This window comes from Streptomyces sp. NRRL F-2664, assembly GCF_000719345.1.
GTDB lineage: Bacteria > Actinomycetota > Actinomycetes > Streptomycetales > Streptomycetaceae > Streptomyces.
Genome location: NZ_JOFX01000084.1, coordinates 1 through 8,667, shown reverse-complemented (window position 1 = coordinate 8,667; position 8,667 = coordinate 1). Strand labels below are relative to the sequence as shown.

Annotated in this window: 7 protein-coding genes and 3 pseudogenes; 5 read left to right on the top strand and 5 right to left on the bottom strand. The window is 62.8% G+C overall.

Features of this window, described 5'->3' with window-relative positions:
* Positions 1-503 precede the first annotated feature (503 nt).
* Positions 504-803, top strand: a complete 300-nt coding sequence (locus IF89_RS0133400) for a transposase (protein WP_199820604.1) — start codon at positions 504-506, stop codon at positions 801-803.
* A 53-nt stretch (positions 804-856) separates the two neighbouring features.
* Here IF89_RS0133400 and IF89_RS0133395 read toward each other — a convergent pair whose 3' ends face one another.
* The 3 genes from IF89_RS0133395 to IF89_RS0133385 form a co-directional block, all read right to left on the bottom strand.
* Positions 857-1,255 carry a hypothetical protein gene (locus IF89_RS0133395; protein WP_030776169.1) on the bottom strand — a complete coding sequence of 133 codons (399 nt, stop codon included), beginning with the start codon at positions 1,253-1,255 and terminating at the stop codon, positions 857-859.
* Complete coding sequence (locus tag IF89_RS0133390; protein WP_030776167.1) at positions 1,252-2,100, bottom strand: IS5 family transposase; 849 nt, start codon at positions 2,098-2,100, stop codon at positions 1,252-1,254. The genes IF89_RS0133395 and IF89_RS0133390 overlap by 4 nt, the downstream gene beginning before the upstream one ends.
* 145 nt (positions 2,101-2,245) lie before the next feature.
* The gene (locus IF89_RS0133385) at positions 2,246-2,617 is read right to left on the bottom strand and encodes a hypothetical protein (RefSeq protein WP_051808037.1); all 372 of its coding nucleotides are present in this window, start codon (positions 2,615-2,617) and stop codon (positions 2,246-2,248) included.
* A gap of 697 nt (positions 2,618-3,314) precedes the next feature.
* Between IF89_RS0133385 and IF89_RS43115 the strand changes: the two genes are divergently transcribed.
* Both IF89_RS43115 and IF89_RS45110 read left to right on the top strand, forming a co-directional pair.
* Entirely contained in the window at positions 3,315-3,965 is a 651-nt protein-coding gene (locus IF89_RS43115; protein WP_078628694.1) for a response regulator, read from the top strand.
* Positions 3,966-4,055: 90 nt separating this feature from the next.
* On the top strand, positions 4,056-5,210 hold the full coding sequence (locus IF89_RS45110) for a sensor histidine kinase (RefSeq protein WP_107047432.1): 1,155 nt from the start codon (positions 4,056-4,058) through the stop codon (positions 5,208-5,210).
* A gap of 488 nt (positions 5,211-5,698) precedes the next feature.
* Here the strand turns inward: IF89_RS45110 and IF89_RS0133375 are convergent.
* Both IF89_RS0133375 and IF89_RS43105 read right to left on the bottom strand, forming a co-directional pair.
* A pseudogene (locus tag IF89_RS0133375) lies at positions 5,699-6,191 on the bottom strand (transposase); the annotation flags it as partial.
* Positions 6,190-6,510 (bottom strand): annotated as a pseudogene (locus tag IF89_RS43105) (ISAzo13 family transposase); the annotation flags it as partial. The pseudogenes IF89_RS0133375 and IF89_RS43105, both read right to left, overlap by 2 nt.
* A 337-nt stretch (positions 6,511-6,847) precedes the next feature.
* Between IF89_RS43105 and IF89_RS0133370 the strand changes: the two are divergent.
* Complete coding sequence (locus tag IF89_RS0133370; RefSeq protein WP_158718030.1) at positions 6,848-7,306, top strand: hypothetical protein; 459 nt, start codon at positions 6,848-6,850, stop codon at positions 7,304-7,306.
* 313 nt (positions 7,307-7,619) lie between these two features.
* Positions 7,620-8,572: pseudogene (locus IF89_RS38770) on the top strand (IS481 family transposase).
* Positions 8,573-8,667 lie beyond the last annotated feature (95 nt).

The following is an 8,667-nucleotide window of genomic DNA, read 5'->3' as shown; positions in this document are numbered from 1 at the left end:
CGCGCCCAGGCCCTGCCGGTCCACCCCCAGACCCGACAACTCCTGGTCATACGACAGTGACAGGCCGAACGAAGCCTCACCACGCCCCGCCGTCGCCAGCAGCGGCACCTCCAGGGAGTAGCGGCCGGTCCGCACATCCACCGCACCCCCCGCCTCCTCACCCGGCGCAAACACACCCGACATCAGAACGCCCGGCACTTCTACACTTGCCTGAGAACCTGCGAACGCTTGAACGCTGCCGCATACCGGGCTCAGACTGGCCAACAGCAGCAAAGTGAACGATCCACAACGCCGAAGTTCGCTTCGTCGGACTCCGCGGCTAGAACCGCCGACATCCGCAGTAGACATGGCGCACTCCTTGAGTAATGCGATAATAACGCCTTGAAGAAGAGCACTAGTTTCGCTCTGCGCCATCCCCTGAACAGCTCCACTTAGACGACCCAATACTGGTGACTCTGGCTGAGGTTGGGACTGCTGCAGGGTTTAGCGACACCTGACCTGGCTTGCTGAGAAGCGGCCTGGAAGGATGTTGTAGTGCTCAGCCCGATCCCAAGGAGTTCCGCGAGGACGTCGTGCGGGTCGCGCGCAACCGCGAGCCCGGCGTCACGCTGGAACAGGTGGCCGCCGACTTGGGAGTCCACCCGGCCTCGCTGACGAAGTGGCCGCGCCACGCGGAGACCCAGAACACCGCCACCAGGCCCGCGACGGCGCCGGCTGAGTCGGCCGAGCTGCGCGAGGCCCGCAAGCGGATCCGGATGCTCGAGCAGGAGAACGAGGTCCTTAGAGGGCGGTTCGTGAGCTGATGTCCGTTTTCGTGTGGGATGGGACAGGGCTGCTGGTCACGGTGCTCGGCCGGTTACTGCTTCCTGGCGAAGCTGCCGGTGTCGACTTCGGTGAGGATGTCGAGCTTGACCAGGCGTTTCAGTTTGGCGCGGGTGCCCTCGATGTTCTTCGGCAGCAGTTCGTGGTCCAGGGCTTCGCAGACGTCCCGGGCTCGCAGGGGGCCGGTCGCGTCGTTGAAGACGCCCAGGATGCGGGGATAGTCCGGGTGCTCGGGCATGTCTGGCGGGGCGGCCGGGAGCCGGTCGGCCAGGCCCGTGACGGTTCTCCGTGTGATCGCGAGGTGTTCGAGGTGGGTCTCGGCCTCCCGCAACCGGGACTGTAGTTCGCCGATGCGAGTGCGGAGGTCGTCGGCCAGGCCCCGGGCGGCGTTCTCCTGGATGTCGAGCGCGTCGAGCAGGGGCTGGAGGTTCACGCGCTCACCGTCTGGCGTTCGCGCCATGTGGGGGTGTTCTCGCCGGTAAGGCGGCGGGCCATGACCTGGGTCATGGCCCAGTAGACCCGGGAGGCGGACGAGGCCGGTTGGTGCTCGTAGTCGCGGACCAGACGCCGGTGCAGTATCAGGATCCCGTAGGTCTGCTCGACCTTCCACCGCTTCGTCTGCGGAACGAACCCCTTCTCCTGCGGATTGCGTTGCACGGTCTCGACGTCGATGCCCAGGCCGGCTCCGTGCGCGGTGACCTGGTTCTTGAAGCCCTGGTCGGCCAGGGCCTTCTCGACGGTTCCGCCGGTGTGGTCGGCGACCTGGTCCAGCAAAGCGACACCCGCGGTGTTGTCGTGCGCGCTCGCGGCGAGAACGATCACCGCGATGACCAGGCCGAGCACGTCCACGGCCAGTCCGCGCTTGCGGCCTGGGGCCCTCTTCGCCGGATCCCGGCCGGTCGTGGAGGCGGGGACCCCGGCGGCAGCGCGGACACTCTGGGTGTCCAGGACCACCAGGGTCGGATCCTCCAATCGACCGGCCTTATCACGGACCTGGCAGCGCAGGAGTTCGTGAATGACCTGGTCCGTTCCGTCGTCCCGCCAGGCCGCAAAGTAGTAGTACGTCGCGCTCTTCGGCGGCAGGTCGTGCGGGAGGTAGGCCCACTGGCAGCCGGTCCGACCCTGGTAGAGGATCGCGTTCACGATCTCCCGCATGGCGTAGGCGCCCTGACGGCCGCTGACCGAGCGGTGCCGGTCCTTCCACGCCGTGATCACCGGCTCGATCAGAGCCCACTGCGCCTCGGACAAGTCGCTGGGGTAGGGCATGCGTTCACTCACATCACCACACCAGCAGACGAGCGCCTGCGGACCTACCGATTCCGCCACGCACCCACACCATCAGGCGACCACAAGCCACTCAAAAGTCACGAACCGCCCGCCGAGGGGCACTAGAGACAGTGTCCTACTCCGGCGCCCTGACCTGTCAGCCGGTGGTGAACTCCGCGCTACCCTTTCCGAACAGACGCGTCAGCCCTGTCGGGTTCCCGTCGAATTCTCCGGTGAGGAGCTGCAGCAGGAATTCCGTCATGGTGCAGTCGTAGACCGTCCACTCACCTCCGTGCGTATAGACAGCCACAGGCCACGTGCCGGGTTCGTCGCTGCTCGTGATCCAGCCCAGTACGTCCGCTTCGACTGTCTCCCCCCAGACCATGATGTCCGCCGGGCCATAGAGCTCGGCGTACAGCGAGTCGTTCCACTCGTCGACCTCCGGTAGGTCGAGAACATCCGGCGGAAGCCTTGAGGTGTGACGCGAAGGAAGATGAGGATCCGTGCTCGGAGCGAAGACGTCCAGCATTCCGTCGACCTCACCGCTGCCGTAGACGGACAGGAAGCCCCTGTAATCGGACGGGAATCGGGTGCCGTACGCCGCCGCGATATCGTCCCAGTCGAGGGAAGAGCCCCATACTCGACGGCTGCATGAGGTGTCGAAGTCGCTCGAGGGCGGTCATGGTCTCTCTCACCTTCGTAGTCCAGCCAGTCGTGGCCTCGCGTGGGAACCGGTTGGGAACATCATCACACCAACAGGTGAGCGCCTGCGGACCGGCGGGTTCCGCCGCGCACCCACACCTTCAGGCGATGACAGAGCCACTCAAAAACTCACGAACCGCCCTCTGAGGAAGGCCGCGGCCTATCTGTCCCGAGAGCGGGTCCCACGAAGGGAGCGATCACTGTGGGCGCGAGGCCTGGGTCCTGAACCATGGTGCTGCGGAAGCCACGGCCGAGAAGGTTGCCTTGGGGCGCGAAGCTGGGACGGGAACCGGTGGAAGGCATAGTTCCCGACGCGCTGAAGACTGAGCCTGCTGGGGAGCGCGCAACAGGGACGATCGGGCAGGACTGCCCCAAGCGGTAGAAGAGGGGAGGCTGGCTGCCATCCTCCAAACGGCCCAAGCAGGACCCTCTTGATCGCTGGCCAAACGAACCCTCCCAACGTGTGCGATGGCACGGCAGGATGGGGGACAGAAGCGTACCGCCATACGTAAGGACTGGATCGCATGACCTCCCACGATTCGGGGAATATCAGGGTGATTATCGCGGATGATCACCCCGTCTACCGCGATGGTGTTTCCAAGGAATTGGCTAGCGCACCAAACATCGATATTATCGCGACGTGCAGCAACGGCGACGAAGCGTTAAAAGCGATACTGGAACACCATCCAGACGTTGCGATCTTGGACTACAAAATGCCTATGCTTAATGGCGGACAGGTTGCCATGGCTGCGGCAGAGAAGGCTGCTCCCACAAAGGTAGTTATTCTTTCTGCATTCACGGAGGATGCGGCAGTTTACCAGGCCCTCAGGGACGGAGCTTCGGGATACCTCACCAAAGAATCAGACTCGGCAGATATACTTGACGCGGTCATGACATGCCTGCGAGGAGAGGTGGTCCTCCCCAATAGACTTGCTGCCGGACTCATATCGGAAATACGGAGCAGGGCCGAGACGCACCGCCCAAACTTAACTGACAGAGAAGTGCAAATTCTACAAATGCTGTCTTCGGGGCTTTCGACTCCGGCTATTGCAAAGGGAATATTCCTTGCTCCCTCCACTGTAAAAACTCACCTCCAGCATATATGTGACAAGCTCGGCGTTTCGGGTCGGGCAGCAGCCGTAGCCGAAGCGATGCGCCGCGGGATACTTTCATAGGGGGCAGTCTCAGTGGGGGCTAGCGACAAAAGCAGAGAACAGCGCAATCCACTGGACGCGGGCCTTCATGAGGTGTTATATCGTCACCGAATGAAGGTCTATCAGATCGGGGGATGCCTCAGGCTGGGGTTCGCTGTCATCGTCACACTTGTAGTCCTCAAGGAAGGCGGCGAGTGGCATGACGTATCTCTTGCAGAGGCTTTCATACTCGCAACATACGGCCTGGCCACTCTCGCCGGATTTTTTTGGCTGTTTGTTTCCGCAAGCGGGAGCGGTGAACGTCTGGCCATTGTGACCATCTGGTTCGACATTACCGTAGTGATCATTCTGTTGGTTTTGTCAGAGGGGTCTCCGGCGTTAGGGCTGGCGCTGTTTCTCGTGCCAATATTCGCCGCCTTCCAGATGCCGGTTCGGCATGTTCTAGCGCTGGCAATATTTGCAGTCACTTCCTACTCCACCTTGATGTTGCTGGACCCTCTTCTGCGCTTAAGGAGCAGAGATGAGAATGCCAGCGCTATGCTTTCCTTTCTTGTTTTGACATGTGCGGCCTGCGTTGTGGTAGCCCGTCTTCAGCAAGATCGTTCCTCGCGGATTTCTGACCTCATGAACGAGAGAGCCTGGCTGTTGGCTGAAGTTATATCTACAGAAGAGAGAGAAAGGGCGGCACTTGCTGAGCGTTTGCATGACGGCCCATTGCAATCCGTTCTGGCTGTTAGATTTGAGCTGCAGGCCGCTATGCGAGAGCGAAATGCTGGTGTAGTTGCTGGTGCGCGCGACCAATTGTTGGCGGTATCGAGGAGCCTTCGAGACCTGACCTGCGAGCTCCATCCGTCAGTAATCGAAGCGAACGGTATAGCTCAGAGCCTCGAGTTGCTAGTCAGATCTGCAGCTGACCGGGCCGGCATTGAGGGGTACTGTAAAGTGGATGTGCAGCCAACCTTCAAGGATCCGCGCGAACCAATCGTTTTCAATGCAACTCGCGAGCTCGTGAATAATGTTGTACGCCATTCCGGTGGAACGAAATTCTGGGTACGGCTTGCCGAGGCAGATGGGGTTTGGCGCCTGCGCGTTTCGGATAATGGGCGCGGTGTAGCGGCCGACGCTCTGCAGGTAAAGTTGAAAGGTGGGCATATCGGCCTAGCTTCGCAGCGTATCAGAGTTGAAGCCGCCAACGGGACAATGTTGATCGAGCCGGATTCAGAACGCACGACAATCCGAATAGATTTGCCGCCTTGCGTACCGTGAGCTTCTTGGCTGCGCCGCCGAAGCAAGTGAGTGGTGGTGAACGAGCGCCGGGCTGAGCCGTAGTAATTGAGCCTTTTCTACTGGAACAGCAGCGGAGTACGCACCTCGTGTTCACCGGATGGGACTGGGCGACCGAGACTCATGACGTGACCGTCATGGACCACACCGGCAAGCGCGTCAACCGGTGAGAACTGGCCCACACTGAGGTGCCCCGATGTTTCCGGACAGGGACCCAATAGGGTCCCTGTCCGGAAACATCGGGGCACCTCAGATGCCACGCATGGTGATGAAGGTGCATTCGGCGGAGTTCAAGGCGGACGCAGTCGCGTTGTACCTGCGAACGTCCCAGCCGACCCGGTCATAGCAGCATGTCCCAACAGCGGAACTCCTGTGACGAGGATGTCTTGGAGGACAACCGCTCTTCTAGAGCAGCTCCGTTGCCTCATTCACCGGCCCTGACAAACAGCCTCCACGCCTAAGACCGTGTCCTATGTGGTGAGGCGCACGAGGTGTTTGTAGCAGCACAGGGCGGCGGCGAGGCCGAGAAAGGCCAGGTAGTCGCGGGGATGGCGCTCGTAGCGGTGGTTGAGTCTGCGGCAACCGCTCAGCCAGGACATGGTCCGCTCAATCACCCGCCGACGCCGCCCGAGTCGCTCTGATGACTCGACGCCCTTGCGGGCGATACGGACGCCGATCCGCTTGCCGCGGAGCCATTTCCGCAGTTCAGGGATGTCGTAGGCCTTGTCCGCGTGCAGGCGCTGAGGCTTGAAGCGGCGGCCGCGGTGGGGGCCGTGTCTCGTGCGGTGACCGAGCACCATCGGCTTCAAGGCCTGGCTGTCGTGGGTGTTGGCGGCCGAAAGGCCGACAACGAGGGGCAGTCCGTTCGCGCCCGACAGGACGTGCATCTTGGGAGCGGCGGTGGGCTGTCGACTTGGATATGCCGAAGCAGGGCGGCAGTGCCCGCCAGGCGCAGTCGCTGACGGGTCGACTTCGTCGGCCAGCGCAGCGGTGACATCGGGTCACCCCGCATATCCGGCTCGACGAGGGGCAGTAGTGCGGGCCGCAAACCGGGATCGAGGTCCACCGCACGCTTGCGGCCTCCGCCTTCCCGGCGGGTGCGGCCTATTGGGGCCGCACCTGAATCCAGTTCAGCCGCCCCGCGGGAGACAGTGCCCTCACGCACCCCGGCCGCACGGGCCACCTTCCTGATCCCGCCGTGGCCCAGCGACCGGGCCTCTGCTCCTATGGCCAACCGGCGCTGACGCTCGTCCAGGTGCGGCAGTAACACACTTGTTTCTATGCAGGCCCTAACTGAACGGCGTTGGGTCTAGTCCTACCTCGTGGCTTGTTTTGGTTGTTCCCTTTGATCGCTCGGCGCGGCAAAATGAGAATCCTCCGGTTCTAGCGCCGGGTGAGCAGAGCATCGTCGAAGCGGCGGCATCCTCGAGCTTTCCCGGCGCGTGGCGTAAAATAGCCGTTGGTGCACTTCGTCTTGTCTGCGGGAGTGCGTGTATCGCGCACTAGCACAACCCGTACGGGGGTCGAGTGGGGGATTGTGTAATTGTCTTACACGGATAGGATCTCCGAGGATCGCAAGTTCGGGTCCCCTTTTCCGAAGTGAAGTAAAGAGGTGAGCTGTGCGTAAAGCAGGCAAGGTATTCGCAGGCCTGGCAATAGTGGCGGCAACTACCAGCGTCTTCGCCGCAGGAACGGTTCAGGCTGCTGAGGTGGAGTCTGTCCAGCAGTGCTCTGTCGAACCCCGGCAGGTACGTCTGACCAGTGACGGGTACGCCCTGACCAACATCCGTGCCGAGTATCGCTCGGATGCACCGAAAAGGAACGCCTACGCTACCTATTCCCTCTCTGCCGCCCCGCTGGCCTGCGAGGATGGCGAGTTCTTCGTCTTCGACATCCTAACTCGGCGCGTCGTGCCGATGCAGAACGGGGCGATGAGCGTCCAGGACTGGCAGGAGGTCCGGTTCACGGTGCCGTCCGGGCAGCGCTTCTTCCAGGTCATGTACGGCGACGCTGCCGACCCTTGGAACGCCACCTACATCGGTTCCGTCACCAAGCTTTTGAACACCAGAAATTCTTGAGTGTCGGCCCCCGCGCCTCATCCTCCTGCAGAACACCGCTGGATGCGCGTGAAGAACCACTCCTGCGGTGTCGTTGCACCTGAAGGCCGCTTGTGGCGTTGCGAGACGCCACCGTCGAAGCTCACTGAGGAGAAGCATCCGCGCTTCGACAGCGCGAGACCGATGCTGCGTCCGCAAACCAGGTCACTAGGTGTATTGCCTCGGGAGGTTGTGGACGGGTGACGCAGGTCTCGACTGAGGCATCTTGAACGGGTGAGGGCCTTCCGGGTTCGGTGTGGATTGCGACGTCTACACCAACCAGCAGAAGGCCCTCATGCCCCACCGTAATGCACCCCTGACCGAGACCGGACGCCTGCGCCTGGCCCGTTGCGTGGTCGAGGACGGCTGGCCGCTGCGCCGGGCCGCCAACGTTTCCAGGTCTCGCCCACCACGGCTCAGCGGTGGGCCACCCGCTACCGGATGTCGGGCGGAGCAGGGATGACGGACCGCTCATCGCGACCGCGCCACAGCCCCCGCCGGACGCCGACACGCACCGAACGCCGGATCATCAAGGTCGTGGTCCTGAGGCGCTGGGGACCGGCCCGCATCGCTCATCTGCTGGACCTGGCGCCCTCGACCGTGCACCGGGTCCTGACCCGGTTCGGCCTGGCCGTCTGACCCAATCTTGACCGCGCGACCGGCCACGTCATACGCCGCTACGGACGCGAACGCGTGGGCGAGCTCGTCCACGTCGACATCAAGAAGCTCGGCAACATCCCCGACGGAGGCGGCCACAAAGTCCTCGGCCGGGCGGCGGGACGCAAAAGGAAGTCCGGAGCCGGTTACCGGTAGATCCACACCGCCGTCGACGACCACTCCCCCCTCGCCTACAGCGAGATCCTGCCCGACGAGAAGAAGGAAACCGCCACCGCCTTCTGGCAGCGCGCCCAGGCCTACTACGCCAGTGCCGGGATCATCGTCGAACGCGTCCTGACCGACAACGGGTCCTGCTGCAAATCCCACGCCTGGCGCGACCTGCTGGCAGCGGCCGGGATCACCCACAAGCGAACCCGGCCCTACCGACCGCAAACCAACGGCAAGGTCGAACGTCTCAACCGCATCCTCCTGGACGAGTGGGCCTACGCCCGCCCCTACCGTTCAGAGCAGGAACGACGTGACGCCTTCCCCGCCTGGCTGCACTCCTACAATCACCACCGCGGACACACCGCGCTCGCAGGCAAAACACCCGCCAGCCGCGTCCCCAACCTCACTGAGCAATACACCTAGTGCTGTGACCGGGAAGGTTTGCCGGGTTGCTCGTTGTGCTGGTCGGATGTGACGACTTCGACTGGCATGGGGAGGCGGTATGGCGTTACCGGTCC

Bases quoted from the DNA above. Each gene is read 5' to 3' on its own strand.
- IF89_RS43115 (WP_078628694.1), top strand. From the start codon at position 3,315: ATGACCTCCCACGATTCGGGGAATATCAGGGTGATTATCGCGGATGAT.
- IF89_RS45110 (WP_107047432.1), top strand. From the start codon at position 4,056: ATGAAGGTCTATCAGATCGGGGGATGCCTCAGGCTGGGGTTCGCTGTC.
- IF89_RS0133385 (WP_051808037.1), bottom strand. From the start codon at position 2,617: ATGCTGGACGTCTTCGCTCCGAGCACGGATCCTCATCTTCCTTCGCGT.